General features: G+C 74.4%; 16 protein-coding genes. 11 read left to right on the forward strand and 5 right to left on the reverse strand.

Annotated elements, in window-relative coordinates; all coding sequences use genetic code 11:
* Positions 1 to 80: 80 nt before the first annotated feature.
* From EKG83_RS29000 to EKG83_RS29020, 5 genes are all read left to right on the forward strand, one after another.
* Positions 81 to 1,091: an alcohol dehydrogenase catalytic domain-containing protein gene (locus EKG83_RS29000; protein ID WP_033433819.1), complete on the forward strand. Its 1,011-nt coding sequence runs from the start codon at positions 81 to 83 to the stop codon at positions 1,089 to 1,091.
* 116 nt (positions 1,092 to 1,207) lie between these two features.
* On the forward strand, positions 1,208 to 2,269 hold the full coding sequence (locus EKG83_RS29005) for an ATP-binding protein (protein ID WP_194282945.1): 1,062 nt from the start codon (positions 1,208 to 1,210) through the stop codon (positions 2,267 to 2,269).
* Positions 2,266 to 3,342: a hypothetical protein gene (locus tag EKG83_RS29010; RefSeq protein WP_084716911.1), complete on the forward strand. Its 1,077-nt coding sequence runs from the start codon at positions 2,266 to 2,268 to the stop codon at positions 3,340 to 3,342. Before EKG83_RS29005 ends, EKG83_RS29010 begins: the two co-directional genes overlap by 4 nt.
* The gene (locus tag EKG83_RS29015; RefSeq protein ID WP_033433818.1) at positions 3,327 to 3,977 is read left to right on the forward strand and encodes a response regulator transcription factor; all 651 of its coding nucleotides are present in this window, start codon (positions 3,327 to 3,329) and stop codon (positions 3,975 to 3,977) included. The genes EKG83_RS29010 and EKG83_RS29015 overlap by 16 nt, the downstream gene beginning before the upstream one ends.
* Before the next feature lie 104 nt (positions 3,978 to 4,081).
* Entirely contained in the window at positions 4,082 to 4,720 is a 639-nt protein-coding gene (locus tag EKG83_RS29020; protein WP_051766566.1) for a hypothetical protein, read from the forward strand.
* Between the two features lie 43 nt (positions 4,721 to 4,763).
* Here EKG83_RS29020 and EKG83_RS29025 read toward each other — a convergent pair whose 3' ends face one another.
* Both EKG83_RS29025 and EKG83_RS29030 read right to left on the reverse strand, forming a co-directional pair.
* Complete coding sequence (locus tag EKG83_RS29025) at positions 4,764 to 5,207, reverse strand: cupin domain-containing protein (RefSeq protein WP_033433817.1); 444 nt, start codon at positions 5,205 to 5,207, stop codon at positions 4,764 to 4,766.
* Between the two features lie 76 nt (positions 5,208 to 5,283).
* Positions 5,284 to 5,841, reverse strand: a complete 558-nt coding sequence (locus EKG83_RS29030; RefSeq protein WP_033433816.1) for an EF-hand domain-containing protein — start codon at positions 5,839 to 5,841, stop codon at positions 5,284 to 5,286.
* Positions 5,842 to 5,925: 84 nt separating this feature from the next.
* Between EKG83_RS29030 and EKG83_RS29035 the strand changes: the two genes are divergently transcribed.
* From EKG83_RS29035 to EKG83_RS29045, 3 genes are read left to right on the forward strand one after another with little or no spacing between them, the layout of a single operon-like run.
* Positions 5,926 to 6,984 (forward strand): SDR family oxidoreductase, encoded by a 1,059-nt coding sequence (locus EKG83_RS29035; RefSeq protein WP_170191920.1) that lies wholly within the window; start codon positions 5,926 to 5,928, stop codon positions 6,982 to 6,984.
* Positions 6,981 to 8,654, forward strand: coding sequence for a fatty acyl-AMP ligase (locus tag EKG83_RS29040; protein ID WP_033433814.1), 1,674 nt, complete (start codon positions 6,981 to 6,983; stop codon positions 8,652 to 8,654). The genes EKG83_RS29035 and EKG83_RS29040 overlap by 4 nt, the downstream gene beginning before the upstream one ends.
* Positions 8,647 to 8,967 carry an acyl carrier protein gene (locus EKG83_RS29045; RefSeq protein ID WP_063741430.1) on the forward strand — a complete coding sequence of 107 codons (321 nt, stop codon included), beginning with the start codon at positions 8,647 to 8,649 and terminating at the stop codon, positions 8,965 to 8,967. Before EKG83_RS29040 ends, EKG83_RS29045 begins: the two co-directional genes overlap by 8 nt.
* On the opposite strand, the gene EKG83_RS29050 is transcribed toward EKG83_RS29045, so the two are convergent.
* Positions 8,942 to 9,916: a trypsin-like serine peptidase gene (locus EKG83_RS29050; protein ID WP_084716890.1), complete on the reverse strand. Its 975-nt coding sequence runs from the start codon at positions 9,914 to 9,916 to the stop codon at positions 8,942 to 8,944. The two genes, EKG83_RS29045 and EKG83_RS29050, sit on opposite strands and share 26 nt — an antisense overlap.
* 651 nt (positions 9,917 to 10,567) lie before the next feature.
* On the opposite strand from EKG83_RS29050, the gene EKG83_RS29055 reads away from it, so the two are divergent.
* Positions 10,568 to 12,706, forward strand: a complete 2,139-nt coding sequence (locus EKG83_RS29055) for an MMPL family transporter (RefSeq protein WP_051766564.1) — start codon at positions 10,568 to 10,570, stop codon at positions 12,704 to 12,706.
* A gap of 117 nt (positions 12,707 to 12,823) precedes the next feature.
* Here the strand turns inward: EKG83_RS29055 and EKG83_RS29060 are convergent, their stop codons facing one another.
* A complete protein-coding gene (locus tag EKG83_RS29060; RefSeq protein ID WP_033433813.1) occupies positions 12,824 to 13,348 on the reverse strand; it encodes a hypothetical protein in 525 nt (174 codons plus the stop codon).
* 647 nt (positions 13,349 to 13,995) lie between these two features.
* Here EKG83_RS29060 and EKG83_RS29065 point away from each other — a divergent pair.
* The gene (locus EKG83_RS29065) at positions 13,996 to 14,850 is read left to right on the forward strand and encodes an alpha/beta hydrolase (protein WP_063741429.1); all 855 of its coding nucleotides are present in this window, start codon (positions 13,996 to 13,998) and stop codon (positions 14,848 to 14,850) included.
* Between the two features lie 9 nt (positions 14,851 to 14,859).
* Here the strand turns inward: EKG83_RS29065 and EKG83_RS29070 are convergent, their stop codons facing one another.
* Entirely contained in the window at positions 14,860 to 15,405 is a 546-nt protein-coding gene (locus EKG83_RS29070; protein ID WP_228122260.1) for a TetR/AcrR family transcriptional regulator, read from the reverse strand.
* A 141-nt stretch (positions 15,406 to 15,546) separates the two neighbouring features.
* On the opposite strand from EKG83_RS29070, the gene EKG83_RS29075 reads away from it, so the two are divergent.
* Positions 15,547 to 16,185, forward strand: a complete 639-nt coding sequence (locus EKG83_RS29075) for a CatB-related O-acetyltransferase (RefSeq protein WP_033433811.1) — start codon at positions 15,547 to 15,549, stop codon at positions 16,183 to 16,185.
* Positions 16,186 to 16,214: the final 29 nt, after the last annotated feature.

The following is a 16,214-nucleotide window of genomic DNA, read 5'->3' on the forward strand; positions in this document are numbered from 1 at the left end:
TTCAAAGCCGCTCACCACGGGGGAACGGAACCTGATCGGCGACCTGTCGCGGTCGGGGCTGTCTGGTAAGGAGCACCTCGATGCGTGCTGCCGTCGTCACCGAGTTCTCGGCCCCGCTCGAACTGCGGGAGATACCGGTCCCCGAACCCGGCGCGCACCAGGTCCTGGTCCGCATGGAGGCGTGCGGGATCTGCCGCACCGACATCCACATCGCCCACGGCGACTGGCCGATCCGACCGGCGCTGCCGCTGATCCCCGGCCACGAGGGCGTCGGCATCGTCGAACGGGTGGGCGCGGGCGTGGCCGCGAGCCAGGTGGGGCACCGGGTGGCCCTGCCGTGGCTCTGCTCGGCCTGCGGGCAGTGCGGTTTCTGCCTGTCGGGCTGGAAGATCCTGTGCGAGTCGCAGCGGAACATCGGCTGCACGATCGACGGCGGCTACGCCGAGTACGCGGTCGCGGACGCGCGCTACGCCGTCCCCGTGCCCGACGGCGTCCCACCGCTCGAAGCGGCTCCCCTGACGTGCGCCGGGGTCACCAGCTACAAGGCCGTGCAGGCCGGTCGGGTCGGCCCCGGCGACTGCGTCGCCGTGTTCGGCGTCGGCGGGCTGGGCCACCTGGCGATCCAGTACGCGCGGCAGGCGGGCGGCTTCGTCACCGCGGTCGACGTCGAAGCGGAGAAGCTGGACTTCGCCCGGGAACTGGGCGCGGAGCAGGTGATCGACGCGCGCACCCGCGACCCGGCCGCGGTGATCCGGGCACAGGGCGGCGCCGACGTCGCGCTCGCCCTCGCGTCGACGTCGAGCGCCTACGAGCACGCGCTCCGCTCCCTGCGCCGCGGCGGCCGGCTGGTTCGCGTCTGCCTCCCGGCGGGCGGGATACCCCCGGCTTCGACCTTCGACGCGGTGACCCGGGGCATCTCGGTGATCGGCTCGGTCGTCGGGACCCACCAGGACCTCGCGGAGGTGTTCGCGCTGCACGCCGCCGGCCGGACCGCGGTGACGGCCGAACCCCGGAAGCTGGAGGAGGTCAACGAGGCTTTCGCCGAAGTCCTGGCCAATCGCGCACGAGCCCGCCTGGTGATCGAGTACTGACCCGGGCGCGTGGCCCGCCGCGGTGACCGGGACGTCGCGCGCGGCCGATCCCCGTCACGCGCGGCCGGTGCCCACCGGAGCGGGCCCGCCGCCGGTGCGGGTTAGGGTTCCGGTCCGTGGTGGGTCGGGTCGAGGCAGGGGTCCGCGACGCCGTCGGCCGCTTCGCCGGGCCGGTGCGCGGGGTCGGGGTGGTGCTGCTCAGCGCGTTCGGCGTGTGCTCGGTGTCGGACGAGGCGCTGCCGGCCGGGTTCGCGCTGCTCGGCCTGATGGTGGTCGGCGCGGTCGCGGACTTCCTCGACCGCCGGCTCGCGCTGGGCTTCGCCGTCGTCCGGGTGGTGGCGGTGTGCGCGGCGCAGGGCGCCCTCGGCGGCGAATCCGCCCTGTGGGCGCTGAACGTCCTGACCACCACGGCGATCACGCTCCAGTGGGAGTGGCGGCCCGCGGTGGCGGCCCCGGTCACCGGCGCGCTGCTCGGCGTGCAGCTGCGGGCCGCGGGGTTCGACGGCGAGGTGGTGCTCCGCGTGCTGCTGGAGTGCGCGTTGGCCCGGTTCGCCTACGTCGTGGTCCGCCGCTCCACCTGGCGCGTGGACGAGCAGCGGGTGCGGCAGGCGGAGGTGGAGCGGGCGGAGGTGACGGCTGCGGAGCGGCGGGCGCGCGAGCGCGAGTACCTGGCGCTGCTGCACGACACCGCCTCGGCGACGTTCCTGGTGGTCGCCACGCAGGCCGGCGGGGTCGACGCCGCTGCCGTCGCCGGGTTCGCCCGGCGCGACCTGGAGCTGCTGACCCGCGCGGGCGACGCGGGGAACGGCCTGGTGGACGTGGGCGCGTCGGTGCGGGCGGTCGCGGACCGGTCGCCGCTGGAGGTCACGACCGGGGTGTCCGCCGCGCCGGTGCCCGCCCGGGTGGCCTTGGCGCTGGTGCGCGCGGTGCGGGAATCCCTGCTGAACGTGGCGCGACACGCCGGGACGACGTGCGCGGAGGTCTCGGTGGTGCCCGTCGGCGACGGGGTGGTGGTCGCGGTCGTCGACCGGGGGCGCGGGTTCGACCCGGACCGGGTGTCCCGGCACCGGCGCGGGATCAGCGGGTCGGTCGTGGGGCGGATGGCGGCGGTCGGCGGGTCGGCCGCCGTGACCTCGGGTCCCGGTGGCACGGTGGTCCGGTTGGCGTGGCCGGCGTGAGCGGGTCGTCGGTGGACGAGGTGGCCGCGAGCATCCGGTTGGTGCTGCTCGGGGTGGTGGCGGTGATCCAGCCCGGACTGGGGCTGGTCCCGCTGCTGTCCCACGACCGCGGTCCCGGCGCGACCGCCGCCTACCTGGCGCTGACCCTGGTGACGCTGGTGTGCGCGGTGTGGATCGTGCGGCGGCGGCCGGTCCCGGAGCCCGTCGTGGCGCTGGGCGCGGTGGTGGTCCTGGTCGCGTCGGCGGTGGCGACGGCCGCGCTGCCGCCGGGCGGGCACTTCGGCGCGGGGCACTGGTCCTTCGGCCTGGCGGGCTGGCACCTGCTGGTGCTGCTGGCGGACCGCCCGCGGCTGTCGGCGGTCGCGCTCGGCGCGCACACCGCCGCGGGGATCGCCCAGTTCGCGCTCGCCGGCGCACCGGACCGGACGGCGATCGGCGCGGCCGGCGTGGTGGTGCTCGGCGTGACCAGCTTCCAGTTCGGCGTGCTGCTGCTGACCCGGGTCCTGCTGCGCAACGCGCGGCGGGCCGCGGAGGCGGCCGTGGCGCAGGAGCGGGCCGCGACCAGGGCGGCGGCGGCCGAGCAGTGGGCGCGGGACCTGCGGACCGGGTTCGCGGGCGGGCTGGGCAGCACGCTGCCGCTGCTCGCGGACCTGGCGGACGGGGTGCTCGACCCGCGCGCGGAGGAGACCCGGCGGCGGTGCGCGTTCGCCGCCACCCAGCTCCGCCGCCTGTTCGCCGAGCAGGACGACTCGCCCGACCCGCTGGTGCACGAGGTGTCGGCGTGCGTGGACGTCGCCGAGCGGCGCGGCCTGGTCGTGTCGCTGGCGGTCAGCGGCGAGGTGGTGCCGGTGCCGACGGACGTGCGGCGGCAGCTCACCGCCCCGGTGGCGGCCGCGCTGTCGGCGGCGCGGGAACGCGCCCGGGTGAGCCTGCTGCGCGCGGACGGCGAGGTGCGGGTGGCGGTGGTGGCGGACGCGGCGGTGCCCGTCGACCCCGCGCCGGGGCCGGTCGAGGTGCGGTCCGACACGTACGGTGGGCAGACCAGGACGGAGGCGCGGTGGCGGACGGGCTGAGCGCGGTGGTGGTGGACGACCACCCGGCGGTGCGGGCGGGCGTCGCGTACTGGTTGTCGTCGGGCGTGCCGCCGATCCGGGTCGTCGCCGACGGCGAGGACGTCCGGGTGGCGTGGCTGGACGAGGGCGCGCACGCCGACGTGGTCGTGCTCGACCTGCACCTGGGCGGTCCGACCCCCGCGCTGGGCGACCTGCGGCGGCTGGTGGAGGCGGGGCGGCGGGTCGTCGTGTACTCGATGCGCGCCGACGACCGGATCGCGTTGCAGTGCCTGGAGCTGGGCGCGCTGTGCTACCTGACCAAGGCGGAGGGCGCGGAGCACCTGGTGCCGGCGGTGCGGGCGGCGGGCGAGGGGCGGCCGTACACGCCGCCGTCGCTGGCGGGGGCGCTCGCGGGCGACCGCTCGGAGACCCGGCCGGCGCTGTCCCAGCGCGAGACCGAGGTGCTGGTGGAGTGGTTCCAGTCGGAGTCGAAGGACTTCGTGGCCCGCAGGCTGGGCATCTCGGTGGCCACGGTCAACTCGCACCTGGAGCGCATCCGGATCAAGTACGCCCTGATCGGGCGGGAGGCGCCGACCAAGGCCGCGCTGGTGGCGCGCGCCATCCAGGACGGCCTGATCGACCTCGACGACCTCTGAGGCACGGCGTCACCCGCGCGGGTGTGGTGCGAACGACCCACACCCCGGGGCGGCCGACGCGCCTAGTGTGCGAGGCACATCCCTCCCCCGTTAGGAGTACCGCCTTGACGCACGTCCGCAGCGCCCTGCTCGTCGCGGCCGGTTCGGCGGCCCTGCTGCTGTCGGCCTGCGGCAGTTCCACCGACGGGGCCGCCGCGCCCGCCGACACCACGACCCCGGCCACCACCGTCGAGAGCACCGCCGAGAGCACCACCACGACCAGCAGCGCGACCAGCGCCGCCCGGCCCGCCGGGGACGTCACCGCGCCCGGCGCCAAGCTGAAAGTCGGCGAACGGGCCGTCGTGCCGTTCAAGTACGGCACCGAGAAGTCCGGCACGATCGCCCTCACGGTCACCGCGATCGAGGAGGGCACGAACGCGGAGCTGGCCCACTTCGGCGACAAGGCCAAGGGCATCACCCCGGTCTACATCCGGGTGGCGGTGGAGAACGTCGGCGGCACCGACCTGGCCCACAGCTCGGTCAGCCTGCGCGCGCTGGGCGCCGACGGCAAGGGCACCGGTGTGATCATCAGCGGCGACACCGACCGGTGCGAGTCCGAGAGCGCCGGCCGCGACTTCACCACCGCCGGGGCGAAGTACGAGACCTGCGTGCTCCAGGGGACCCGCGAGGGGACCGCGGTGGCGGGCGCGAGCTTCGACCGCGCCGAGGGCTACGAGAAGGCACCCTTGGTCTGGGAGAAGTGAGCCGCGCCGCGCCCCGGCCACGCGACGCGGCGCCGGGGCGGGCTCAGGCGGGCGTGGTGCGGAACCGGGCGCGCAGCTCGTCCAGCTCCGCCGCGGTGGGCTCGTGGCCCGCGGCGACGAGCGCGGACACCTCGCGGAAGTAGTCCTCGTACCCGGCCGGGGTGAGGATCATCAGGCAGCGGGCCGGTTCGCCGGTCGCGTTGCGGAAGCCGTGCGCCGAGCCGCGGGGCACGGCCACCGACCCGCCCGCGCCCACCACGACGTCCCCGTCGCCGGTGTCGAAGGCGATCTCCCCGTCCAGCACCACGAAGTCCTCCTCGTGGCCGTGGTGGACGTGCGGCGCGGCACCCAGCGCGCCCGCCGCCAACCGCATCTCCACCACGGCCAGCCGACCGCCCGTGTCCGCGCCCGACAGCGTGATCCGGTACGCGCCGCCGACGGCCGGCAGCTCCTCGACGTCCTCCGGACGCCGCATCCCCAGTGTCATGGGGTCACCCTAGGCCGCGGCCTCGCCGTGCCCGGCGATCGCCGGGCACGGCCGGCCCGCACCCGGCAGGCCGGGGTCAGGCCGCGATGGGCCCGAAGATCCAGTTCCCCCTGGCGTCCTCCTCCTGGCTGCGGAAGAACTGCTCGTTGGCGGTGTGCAGCTCGTCGCGGTCGAGCCAGCCGTTGCCGTTCAGGTCGAGCTTGTCGAACGCGGCGTTGCCCGCGTCCTCGGACAGCCGGAAGGCGCTGGCGGCCATGCGCACGTACTCGGTCCTGGTGATCCGGCCGTCGCCGTCGACGTCCATCAGGTCGTAGAAGGCGTCGGCGACCGGTGCGATGTGGGTCCGGTACCCGTCGTCGGACGCGGTGACGAACCGGTCCATGCCCGAGGAGTACTCGGCGACGTCGACGCGCTCGTCGCCGTCGGTGTCCATCGGGAGCGTGACCGACTCCCACAGCCTGTTGTAGCGCTCCCGGACGCGTTCGCTCTCGGGCGAGCCCGGCGCGAACCCGAACGCGGTGACGAGCCGGTCCGCGGAAGCCGTGTAGTCCATCCTGTCGATGGTGCCGTCGTCGTCCACGTCCAGCAGGGCGAAGAGGTGTGCGAGCTTTCGCTTCAGCAGTTCGTTGAGCATGGGGTGCGACCCTTTCTCCGAGGGGTATTAGTCTGGCGTTGTGGACGCTACTGTTCGCGATGCGACCAACGGAAGGTTGCCTCCGTGGCCAACCATGTGGTAGATGGGGCGAATGGCTTTGTGGCTTCCCATCTGATCGGCGCGCTCGTGGCACGCGGCGACTCGGTGGTCGCTTTGGCGCGGGCCAGCGGCGAAGTCGTCCGGAGGAAGGTCTCCGACGCCATGGCCACGCTGCACCTGGACCCCGCCATGGTGCAGAAGGTGCAGGTCAGAGCGTTCTCACTCGCCGAACCCGACCTGGGCACATCGCTTTCCGAAGTATTCGCCGAACCGTGCACCTATTGGCACAGCGCCGCCCTCATCACGTTCTTCCCGCGGCGCGAGGCGGAGTTGCACGCGGTCAACGTGGTCGGCTCGGCCAACGTCGCCGCCGCGTTCGCCGGGCACGCGAAACCCGGTTCCCGGTACGTCCACGTCAGCACGGCTTACCAACACGGGACCACGCAGGGTAGAGCTTTGGAGCAATGGCCTGAATATGGTCACCCGTCCGAGTTCAGAAATGACTACGAACACTCGAAAAGGGCGGCCGAGGTCCAACTCTCACGGACTGCGCCGGCACGGAGGGGTGACGTACTGGTCGCCCGGTTGGGCGTCATGGTCGGCCACTCCGGGACCGGCCGGGCGTTGTCCGACCTCGGCCTGTACGACTTCCTCCGGGTCGTCGCGATGTTCGCGAGGCGCACCCCCGGCGAACGCGTCCGCTTCGTCTGCCACCCGGGGGCCGCCCTGCACCTCACCCCCGTCGACGGCACCGTCGACCGGCTGCTGGCGCTGGCGGGCGGTCCGCTCGACCGGCCGGTGCGGCACCTCGTGCCCCCGGTCGCGGTGCCGGTGCCCGAGCTGTTCGCCGCGATCTCCCGGCACCTGCCCGTCGAGCTGGTCGCCGCCACCGCCGCGGACGTCGAAGCCGAGCCGTTCAGCAGGTTCGAGGCGGTCGTCAACATGCGGTGCAAGTTCACCTCCCCCTACCTGCGCTACGAGTACGAGTTCGAGTCCCGCGCGGACGCCGAGCCGCCACCCGTCACACCCCGGATCCTCGACCTGCTGATCTCCTGGTACGTCCGCGAGGGGCTCCCCGGATGACGGACTTCGCCACCCGCTTCCGCGCCCGCCCGCGCGCCGACCGGAAGGTCACCTTCCTCGCCGACGGGCGCCCGGCGGCCGAGCTGACCCACCTCGAACTCGACCGGCGGGCCAGGGCGGTGGCGTCCTGGCTGACCGGGGCCGGGCTGGCGGGCCGACCGGTGCTGCTGCTCTACCCGGCCGGCCTGGACTTCCTCGTCGCGTTCCTCGGCTGCCTCTACGCGCGTGCCGTGGCGGTGCCCGCGCCCCTGCCCGTGCCGGGGACCTCGCGGGCGGACCGGGTGGACCGCCTGGTCGAGGACTCGGGTGCGCGGGTGGTGCTCACCGACGAGGCGCACGTGGCCGCGCTGGGCGAGCTGTCGGCGCGGACCTTCGACGAGACCGCCGGGCCCTGGGAACCGCCGGAGGTGGCCGCCGACGACATCGCCTACCTCCAGTACACCTCCGGGTCGACCAGCCGGCCGCGCGGCGTCGAGGTCACCCACGGCGGCCTGGCGCACAACCTGGAGCTGTTCGCGCGGATCAGCGGCGACGTCCCCGTCCGGCGGATCGGCGGCTGGCTGCCGCACCACCACGACATGGGGCTCGTCGGGCTCCAGCTCCAGGCCCTGCACGCGGGGGCCGACCTGGTCCTGCTCTCGCCGGAGGCGGTGGTCGCCCGCCCGGTCCGCTGGCTGCGCGCGATCAGCGAGCACCGGGTGGACTGGACCGTGGCGCCCGACTTCGGCTACGCGTGGGCGACCCACCGGGTCACCGACGAGGAGGTCGCCGGGCTCGACCTGTCCTGCCTGACGATGGCGGTCAGCGGGGCCGAGCCGATCCGGATCGCCACGCTGGACGCGTTCGCCCGGAAGTTCGCGCCGGCCGGGTTCCGGCGCACCGCGCTGAACCCGGGCTACGGGCTCGCCGAGTCCACCCTGGTGGTCACCTGCACGTCACGCGGACGCGGACCGACCGTCCGCTCGTTCACCCCGGCGTCGCTGGCGGCCGGCGAGGTCGTGCCCGCGTCGGACGGCGACGGCGTGCCGCTGGTCGGCTGCGGCGAGCCGGGCGGCATGGCGGTGCGCATCGTCGACCCGGCCACGGGCGCCGAGGTGGGCGACGGCGCGGTCGGTGAGATCCGGGTGGCCGGCCCCAGCCTGGCCGCGGGCTACCACGGCGATCCCGCCGCGACGCGCGCCACGTTCGTCACCGGCCCGGACGGCCGCTGGCTGCGGACCGGCGACCTCGGGTTCCTCCTCGACGGGCAGCTGTACGTCACCGGGCGGATCAAGGAGCTGATCATCGTCCGCGGCCGGAACCTGTACCCGCACGACATCGAGTTCTCGGCGCGGGAGGCGCACCCGGACGCGGGCACGGGCGCGGCCTTCGGCGTGCGGGACGCCGACTCCGGGGAGCACGTCGTGCTGGTGCAGGAGATGCGCCGGGCCGCGCGGGGGCACCCCGGCGAGTTCGCCGATGCCGTGCTCGACGCCGTCACCCGGCAGTTCGGCGTGCCGGTGAGCATCGTGGTCGTCCGGTCCGGCTCGATCCGCCGCACCACGAGCGGCAAGGTGCGCCGGGGGCACATGCGCGACCTGTTCCTCGGCGGCGGGTTGTCGGCGCTGCACAGCGCGCTGTCCCCGGCGGTCGCCGCCATCGTCACCGACTCGGAGGGCAACCGTGTCTGACTCGTTGAGGGCTTGGCTCGTCGACGCCGTGGCCGGGTACCTGGGGCTGCCGCCGGCGCAGGTGGGCACCGACGTGGCGCTGCGCTCGCTCGGCTTCGACTCCGTGCACGCCATGGGGTTGTGCGTCGACATCGAGGAGCGCTGGGGAATCCTCGTGGACCCCACGCTGGCCTGGGACTTCCCGACCATCGACACCATCGTGGCGCACCTCGGCGGGCAGGTGGGGCCGACCACCCGGCGGCCGGACGGGCCGGGGGCGGATCCCGGCCCGCCCGGTCACCGGGGACCTACGGCTGGGCGATCCAGTAGTTGATGAACGCCATGACGGCCGGCCGGAACCGGGTCCCGCTGTTGGCCGGGTTGGTGCCGGCCACCCCGTAGGTGTGGATGCCCGTCACGCACCAGCCGCGGCACAGCCCCGGCGAGGTGGAGTCGAGGTGGTAGACGGGTGATCCGCTCTGGCCGGGCGCGGTATCCACCCAGTACCAGAGCCTGTTGGCCGTCTGCGAGTAGGTGTAGTCGGCGTCCCACCACATCGTGCCGTAGGGCTTGTCCCCCGGGAATCCCTCGACGAAGAAGTACTGGTCCACCAGGTTCTCGGCGGTGTTGTACCACCAGCCGAACCACCCGGTGGAGTAGCCGAGGTCGCAGGGCAGCTTGATCAGGCCGTAGTCGTGGTCGGGCGAGTAGCTGCCGACCCCGAAGCCGGCGGAGGTGCCGACCCAGTCCGAGGTGGCCCAGACGTCGGCTGCGCCGCCCGTGCAGCTCCCGAACGGCTTGTAGCTCCCCCCGCGGCCCGGGGTGACGGTGTACGAGGTCACCCAACTGCCGCCGTAGTACACGCAGTGCCCGGCGGTGACCAGCACGTCGCGGCTGAGCATGAACCCGGTGCACTGGCCCTTGTCGGTCTCCAGGTGCGCGATCGCGCCCCACGGGTAGTCGGCCGGGTGGGCCTCCGGGACGCGGCCGTCCGGCCCGATGACCGAGTCGCCGCCGACCGGACCGGGCTCCGTCCGGTCGTCCGCGGTGAACGCCACGCCCTCGCCGGAGTGACCGGCGGCAACGGACCCGAGTGCGGCGGCGGCGGCCGCCGGCAGCGTGATGGTCCGGCCGACGCCGTTGACCATCGTGACACCACCCGGCCGGGGTCGTGGCTCGGCGACGCCGGTGCCGGGGACCAGTGCCGTCGAGATCATCGCCGCGGTTGCGGCCAAGGCCAGGACCAGGGTGGAGATCTTCCTGGGTCTTCCGTGACTCCGCATGGGGTGCCCCCTCCTCTATTGCGCGTGGGGTTCGGCCGTGCCCGATCGGCCGGGCACGGTCGGCACCGTCGCACCTCGCGGCTGACAGGGGCCGGCGGAAACCTGTACGCGTGCTTGACATGCGTGCTCTGCGGCGGAGGACCGGGGGTTCGGTCCGCGCGGGCCGGCGAGGCATCGTCGGCAGGCCCCGCGTCCCGGGCGAGGCGGGCCAGGACGACGACCGCTCCCACCACCGCCGCTGCCCCGGGAACGCCCGCCGGTTCTCGGGCGGCAGCCCGCGTCAGGCGCTCCAAGACGAAGACCGACCGCCGGCCCGAGTTGCGCAGCCGCAACGACGTGCGGACGTCCTCGGCCCGGCTCCCCCGGCGCACCCCGCCCATCCGGTCGAGGGCCGCCCGCCTGACCACGACGTCGGTCCCTCGTCGACGACGAGCCGGAGCGGGAACTCCGCCGTCATGTCCGTCCTGCCCGAACACAGCACGACGACCTCGAACGCCTTGACGAGTCCACTTCGGAGGGCGGCGGCCGATTCGCCCCGGAAGGCGCCCGGGTCGCGATCGGCGCGGGGCCCGGCAACAGGTCCCGGCTCCCCGCCACCCGATCGGCCACCGGGGTCCGTGGCTATGCTGTCGCGATGGTTCTGGGGGGCCGATGAGCGCCGCGTTACGCGACGGTCGGGCGGCGCGGGTCGTCGCGGTGGTGGGGCGGGTGTGCGTCCGGCACCGGTTCGTCGTGATCGGCGCGTGGGTGCTGCTGGTGCTGGCGCTCGTGGCGGGTGCCCGGGTGATCGGCACGCCGACGGACAACGACGTGAGCCTGCCGGGCACGGACGCCCAGCTCGTGCGGGACCTGACCGCGTCACCGGAGGCCCCGCTCACCTCCGGGACCGTGATCCTGGTGGCCCGGGACGGGCGGCTGGACGACGAGGCCCGCTCCGGCGTGCTGGCGGCGACGGCGGCTTCGCTGCGCGGAGCCGAGCACGTGACCTCGGTGAAACCGCCCTCGGCGCGGGACGGGTCGCTGTCCGGGGACGGGCGCACCGGCTGGTTCGCGGTGGGCCTGGACGTCCGCCGGGCGGAGCTGACCAAGGCCGTGGCGCGGGCCGTCACCGAGGCCGCCCGGCCCGCCGCCGACGCCGGTCTGCTGGTCCTGCCCGGCGGGGCGTTCGCCCAGGCCGTCGACGGCTCGGGCACCACCGGCGACGAGTACTTCGGCCTGGTCCTGGCCGCCCTCGTGCTCTTCCTCGCGCTCGGCGGCCTCGTCGGCGCGGTGCTGGCGCTGCTGACCTCGGGCCTCGCGGTGCTCGCGACGCTGGAGACCGTGGGGCTGGCCGGGAACCTGACCTCGATGCCCGCCCAGGCGTCGACCCTGGCGCTCATGGTCGGCCTCGGCGTCGGCATCGACTACTCGCTGTTCCTGCTCAGCCGGTTCCGCGCGCTGGCGCGGTCGGGCCTCGCGGTGCCGGAGGCCGTCGAGCGCGCGGCCGCCGAGTCCGGTGCGGCGGTGGCCTTCGCCGGTGTCACGGTCGCGGTCGCGCTCGCCGGGCTCGGCCTGACCGGGGTGCCGCTGCTGCGGACGCTCGCCTGGACGTGCGGGATCGCGGTCGGGTTCGCCGTCCTCGCCGCGCTCACCCTGCTGCCCGCGCTGACCTCGCTCGCCGGGGGGCGGCTCGCCAGCGGCGGGGCGCTGCACACCCGGTTGGCCCGCCGCGCCGGCCCCGGTGGTCACTGGGCGCGGCTGGCCGACCGGGTGACCCGCCGGCCCCTGGCGGCCGGCGGGGTGGCGCTCGTGCTGCTGGTCCTGCTCGCCGCGCCGGCGACCGACCTGCGGCCGGGCCAGCTGGACGCCGGGTCCTCGCCGGAGTCCACCGCCGTCCGCCAGGCCCACGACGCCGTGTCGGCGGCGTTCGGCCCGGGCGCGGGCACGCCGATCACGGTGCTCGGCCGGCTGCCGACGCCGGTCACCGGTCCCGACGACCCCCGGCTGCCCCCGCTCGTGGCGGCGGTGCGGGACCAGCCCGGGGTGGCCGCCGTCGGTCCGGTGACGCCGTTCGGGGACGGGCGGGTCGTCACGGTCCAGGTGATCGCCTCGACCTCGGGCGGCGACCCGGCGACGGCGGACCTCGTCCACCGCCTGCGCGGCCGGTCGGTGCCGGGCATGACCGTGCACGTCGGCGGCAACACCGCCGCCCGGGTGGACCTGGCCGACCGGGTCGGCGACAGGCTGCCGCTGGTGATCGGGGTCGTGCTGCTGCTGTCGGTCGCGGTCCTGCTGGCGGCCTTCCGGGCACCGCTGCTCGCCCTCAAGGCGGCCGTGGTGGACCTGGTCTCGATCGGGGCGGCCTACGGCGTCCTGACGGCGGTGTTCACCCGGGGGTGGGGGGTGACGTGGATCGGGCTCTCCGGCCCGGTGCCCGTCCCGAGCTTCGTGCCGCTCATGCTCTTCGCCCTGCTGTTCGGCCTGTCGATGGACTACGAGGTGTTCCTGCTGAGCGAGGTCCGCCGGCGCTGGGACCTGACCGGGGACAACCTGCGGTCGGTCCGCGAGGGCCTGGTCGGCACCGGCGGCGTGATCACCGCGGCGGCGGCGATCATGGTCGGGGTCTTCCTCGCGTTCGTGCCCAACGACGACCCGACGATCAAGATGTTCGGCGTCGGCATGGCGGTCGCGATCGCCGTGGACGCGACCGTCGTGCGCTGCCTGCTCGTGCCGGCCACGATGGCGGTGCTCGGCGACCTCAACTGGTGGGCGCCGGGGCGCGGGCGGGTGCGTGCCGCCGAGCCGGGCTGACGATAGGTGAAGTCGCTCTTCGAGGTGACCGTGCCCGCAGACCGCGGTCCGCCGGTGCCCGCGGCGGCCGAACCGTCGAGGGCCGGTCTGGTCGGCGTGCGGGGGTGGTCGCCCGGGTCAGGTGCCGGTGATCGTGAGGGTGACGACGCCGGTGCGGCGGGTGAGGCCGGGGTGCAGGCAGTCGAGCGGGTTGATCGTGGGGCCGGTGATGACGCTGACGGCCGCGTCGCCGGTGAACAGGCCGGAGGTGATGGCGCCGGTCAGCGTGGTGACGGCGTTGCCGCCGATGTTGGTGACGGTGCGGTTGTAGGTGAACGTGCTGGACTGGCCGGTGTTCCAGGTGATGGTCGTCTGCCCGGTGCCGGGTTCGGCGAGGTCGAGGCAGGAGGCGGTGCGCTGGACCGAGGCGCTGGTGGTTCCGGAGGTCGGGCCGGGCACGGTGGCGGGGATGCAGGGGGCGAGGACGTGGTTGACGCCGATGGTCTGCGGGGTGGGGGTGAGCAGCAGTCCGGGGCTGTAGGTGACGGTCTCGGTGCCGGCGCAGGTCAGGTCGAGGGGATCGGCGGTGGCGGCCGGTGCGAGGGCCGGCAGTGAGGTCGTGAGGGCGGCGGCCACGAGGAGCGCGCGCAGGCGCCCGGTCACGGGGTTCGTTTTGACGGAGGAACGCGTCATGGTCCCACTTCCCGAAGTCGAGTGGAGACCGAACAGCATATCCGGCGGATTCGGCGCGACAATCGACGAAGCGGGTGAGCGGTAGGACGAAAATTGCGGAAACGAAACAACCGGCAGTAGTCCGGGATGGACTTCCTTCCATTCGACCGCAGGTCAGGGCGCAGACCGGCGACGACGTCGCCGCGAATTTACCGCACTTGCAGAGGTCAAATGAGCGATGGCGGCCGGCCATGGTTGTGGAGTTGTGAGGGTCAGTCAGGTCCGGGCGTGGACATTCAGGTTGTCCCAGATCCACCAGCGAGGCGCGCCGCCCGACTGCGCCCTTTCGGCGGCCTCGGGCCCGATGAGCCGGAACCTGCGGCGACCTTCTCCACTGACCCACACCCACCCGCAGCTCCGCCGCGACCGCCGTGGTCTTCTCACCTCGGGCGAACCGCTCACCGGCGTCCAACGGGACCGCCACCCGACCCGGGCGTCGGTAATGGCGTGGGCGCCGCACGGGGAAGCTGGATAAGGTTCGGCGGCTACAGCCGTCGCGCGGCCGGATCGCGGCCGTCCGACACGTGCGCACGCGGGCCCCGGGGAGGTCCCGCGCCCATCCCGAACGGCGGAGGACCGTGCGAGACCACCCGACCGGCACCGCGGAGCAGATCGTCCCGGCCAACGGCATCGAGCTCTGCCACGAGACCTTCGGCGACCCGCGGCACCCCGTGCTGCTGCTGGTCATGGGCCTGGGCTTCCAGCTCGTGCACTGGCCGGACGGGTTCTGCCGGCGGCTGGCCGACCGCGGCTTCTTCGTGGTCCGGTTCGACAACCGCGACGCGGGCCGCTCGACCCACCTGCCCGGGACCGACTACGCGCTGGTCGACATGGCCGCCGACGCCGTCGGGCTCCTCGACGCGCTCGGCGCCGACCGCGCCCACGTGGTCGGCGCGTCGATGGGCGGGATGATCGCCCAGGTCATGGCCGCGCACCACCCGTCACGGGTGCTGAGCCTGGCGTCGCTCATGTCCACCACCGGCCGCCGCGGCAAGGGCCGCACCTCGCCACGGCTGATCCGCCACCTGTTCTCCCGAACCGCCCGCACCGAGCAGCAGGCCGTCGAGCGGCGGGTGCGGTTGTTCGAGACCGTCGGCTCCCCCGGCTTCGAGCAGGACTTCGAGGAGATCAGGCGGGCCGCCGCGCTCTCGTTCCGCCGCGACCCCGACCACCGGGGAGGCCGGCGCCGGCAGTACCGGGCGGTGCGCGCGGCCGGTGACCGGACCGATCAGCTCGCGCGGGTCACGGCGCCGACGGTGGTCGTCCACGGCACGGCGGACCTCGTGTGCCACCACTCCGGCGGCGAGGCGACCGCGGCCGCGATCGGCGGTGCGCGACTCGTACTCGTCCCGGGCATGGGGCACGACCTCCCGCCCGGCGCGTGGCCGACCATCGTGGACGCGATCGTCGACAACGCCCGCCGCGCCCGCTGACCGGGCCGGTCAGGGCGGGGGTTCGGCGAAGGCGCCGGCGGTCGCGGCGAGGACGGCGGTCCGGGCGGCCTGGTCGGGCAGCTCCGGGTCGGGTGGTGCGTGGAGCAGCACCAGGTGGTGGTACAGGGGCGCGGTGGCGGCGACCAGCAGCCGCCGGGCGTTGGTGCGCGGTGGGAGTTCGGCGCGCTCGACGGCCCGGCTGACGATGGCCTCGCAGCGCCGGTACCGGTCCTCCCAGAGCCGTCGTTGGGCCAGTTCGGCCTTCTCGGAGCGGAACGAGGCGGCGATCAGGGCCGCCACGACCGGCGGCTCCGCGACCAGCGAGTCGTGGATCTCCCGGTTCAGCGCCGCCAGGTCCCCGTGCAGTGAGCCGGTGTCCGGGGGCTGCCAGTCGTCGTCGCCCGCCGCGTCCAGGACGTCGGCGAGCAGGCCGCCGACGTCGCCCCAGCGCCGGTAGACCGTCGCGCGGTGCACGCCGGCCCGGGTGGCGACGGCCTCCGCGGTGAGCCCGTCGTAACCGTGCTCGGCCAGTTCCGCGAGGACCGCGTCGAGCACCTGTCGACGGGTGCGGGCGGTTCGGCCGCCGGGGCGGCGGCGTGGTGCCGGGGAGGTCATCGCTGGTGATCCCGTTTGCTCGGCGGGCGGGGGCATGACAGGATCTTAATGTAACAGTTGTCGCGATAAGGGGGACGACCCGTGACGCCCGCCGATCCGACCGTGCTGCACCCGGTACCCGGCCAGCCGCGGGTGGTGCTGCTCAAACCGCTGGTCACCTCGCCGCTGATCGAGGTCGGGGAGTTCTCCTACTACGACGACCCCGACGACCCGACCGCCTTCGAGACCCGCAACGTGCTCTACCACTACGGGCCGGAGCGGCTGGTCATCGGGAAGTTCTGCGCGCTGGGCGAGGGCGTGCGGTTCGTCATGAACGGCGCCAACCACCGGATGGACGGCCCGTCGACGTTCCCGTTCCCGATCATGGGCGGCTCCTGGGCCGGGCACTTCGACCTCGTCACCGGCCTGCCCGGACGGGGCGACACCGTGGTGGGCCACGACGTGTGGATCGGCTACCGGACCATGGTGATGCCCGGGGTGCGCATCGGCCACGGGGCGATCGTCGCCTCCGGGTCCGTGGTCGTCGACGACGTCCCCGACTACGGCATCGTCGGCGGCAACCCCGCCAGGCTCGTCCGCCGCCGCTACGACGACGCCGACGTCGCGCGGCTGGTGGCCCTGGCCTGGTGGGACTGGCCGCTCGAACACCTCACCGAGCACATCCGCACCGTCATGTCCGGCAGCGTCGACGAGCTGGAGGACGCGGCACCCCGCCGGTAGTCCACTCCGGACCCCTGGACACCGCAGGC

It is taken from the genome of Saccharothrix syringae (genome assembly GCF_009498035.1).
GTDB lineage: Bacteria > Actinomycetota > Actinomycetes > Mycobacteriales > Pseudonocardiaceae > Actinosynnema > Actinosynnema syringae.

What these genes read in the sequence shown, in the direction of transcription:
- EKG83_RS29000 (WP_033433819.1), top strand. Translation starts at nt 81, where the DNA reads ATGCGTGCTGCCGTCGTCACCGAGTTCTCGGCCCCGCTCGAACTGCGG.
- EKG83_RS29025 (WP_033433817.1), bottom strand. Translation starts at nt 5,207, where the DNA reads ATGACACTGGGGATGCGGCGTCCGGAGGACGTCGAGGAGCTGCCGGCC.
- EKG83_RS29030 (WP_033433816.1), bottom strand. Translation starts at nt 5,841, where the DNA reads ATGCTCAACGAACTGCTGAAGCGAAAGCTCGCACACCTCTTCGCCCTG.
- EKG83_RS29040 (WP_033433814.1), top strand. Translation starts at nt 6,981, where the DNA reads ATGACGGACTTCGCCACCCGCTTCCGCGCCCGCCCGCGCGCCGACCGG.
- EKG83_RS29050 (WP_084716890.1), bottom strand. Translation starts at nt 9,916, where the DNA reads ATGCGGAGTCACGGAAGACCCAGGAAGATCTCCACCCTGGTCCTGGCC.
- EKG83_RS29055 (WP_051766564.1), top strand. Translation starts at nt 10,568, where the DNA reads ATGAGCGCCGCGTTACGCGACGGTCGGGCGGCGCGGGTCGTCGCGGTG.